The sequence below is a fragment of the Streptomyces atriruber genome (assembly GCF_001418325.1).
Classification (GTDB): Bacteria; Actinomycetota; Actinomycetes; order Streptomycetales; family Streptomycetaceae; genus Streptomyces; species Streptomyces atriruber.
In genome coordinates this window covers 1-1,367 of sequence record NZ_LIPN01000343.1, presented here as the reverse complement: position 1 = coordinate 1,367, position 1,367 = coordinate 1, and the positions used below count along the sequence as shown (strand labels likewise).

Here is a 1,367-nt window from a genome sequence, read left to right as displayed (position 1 = left end):
AGGGCGGCCGAGCCGGTGGCGACGGCGGGCTCGCGGCCGGTGTAGGGGCCGAGGAAGATGCGGTCCCGCGCGAAGTCGTTGACGGGGTAGTTGTCCATCGTGACCAGCGGGTGCGGGCCGAACGCCCTGCGGGCGCCGGCGAGCTCGCGCCCCGTGATGGTCCTCGGGACCACGCCGACACCCGTCCACGCCACCTCTACGCGGCGGTCCAGCGCGTGCGAGAGGGCCGCGCGGTACTCCGTCGTCCCGTCCTGGAAGTACTCCGTCGGCATCAGGGAGAGCGGTCCGGCGCCGGGGTGGCGCGCGGCCAGGTGCGCGGCGACCGCGTCGGCCACCCTGGCCTGCGCCTTCGCGGCGGCCTCCGGACCCGACCCGAAGGTCTCGGCGTCCTGCTCGCAGTGCCACTCGCTGTAGCTGACGTTCTGGAACTGCAGCTGGAAGGCGCGCACGCCGAGCGCCCACATGGCGTCGATCTTGCGGTTGAGGTCCCTGACGTCCCGCTCGGACGACAGGCACATGGCCTGGCCGGGCGAGACGGCCCAGGCGAGCGTGACGTGGTTGGCCTCGGCCCGCTGCGCCAGGGCGCGGAAGTCGGCGCGCTGGTCCGCGGGGTAGGGCTCGCGCCAGCGGGCCTGGCGGTACGGGTCGTCGCCGGGGGCGTAGAGGTACCGGTTCTGCTTGGTGCGCCCCATGAAGTCGAGCTGCGCGAGGCGCTGCCTCAGGGTCCACGGGGTGCCGTAGAACCCCTCGGTGAGGCCGCGCACGGCGGTGCCGGGCCAGTCGCGGATCCGCACGCCGGGCACGGTGCGGTCGGCGCCGCTTGCTCCCGCCGCCGGGCCGGTGAGCTGTCGCAGGGTCTGGACGCCGTGGAAGAGGCCGTCCTCGCCGGTGCCCGCGAGGGCGACGGTGTCCCGCCCGTCGACGCGTCCGACGCCGAGCCGGTAGCCGCCCCGCGGCAGGTCGCCGGGCTCCCGGACCCCCAGCGAGCGCAGCGCCCGGTCGGCACCGGCCCCGTCGGCCCGGACGACGAGGGCGCCGCCCGCGGGCAGCGGGTCGCCGTCGCGCACCTCGGTGATCCGCCGGGCGCCGGCGTCGCGCAGGAGGGAGCGGAGGGCTTCCAGGGCGTACGGGTCGAGGGCGGGGCCGGAACCGGAGTCGGCGCGGCTCACCCTGCCGCCGGGGACGACCAGGACGACGTCGTCGCCGAGCGTGACGGCGCTGCCCGAAGTGGTCATCGACTGGGGTCGGGGCCAGACGGAGGGGAGACGGGAGTCGCCCCTGCCGTCTTCGTCCGGAGAGGTGGCCGGAGCCCCGGGCCTGCCGGGTGCCCCCGGATCGGCGAGGGCGCCGGGGGCGCCGCCGAGCGC

1 protein-coding gene is annotated in these 1,367 nt (G+C 76.7%); it reads right to left on the bottom strand.

Features of this window, described 5'->3' with window-relative positions; translation table 11 throughout:
* A partial coding sequence (locus AOK03_RS30485) for a beta-N-acetylglucosaminidase domain-containing protein (RefSeq protein ID WP_208609629.1) occupies positions 1–1,367 on the bottom strand: 1,367 nt, incomplete at both ends.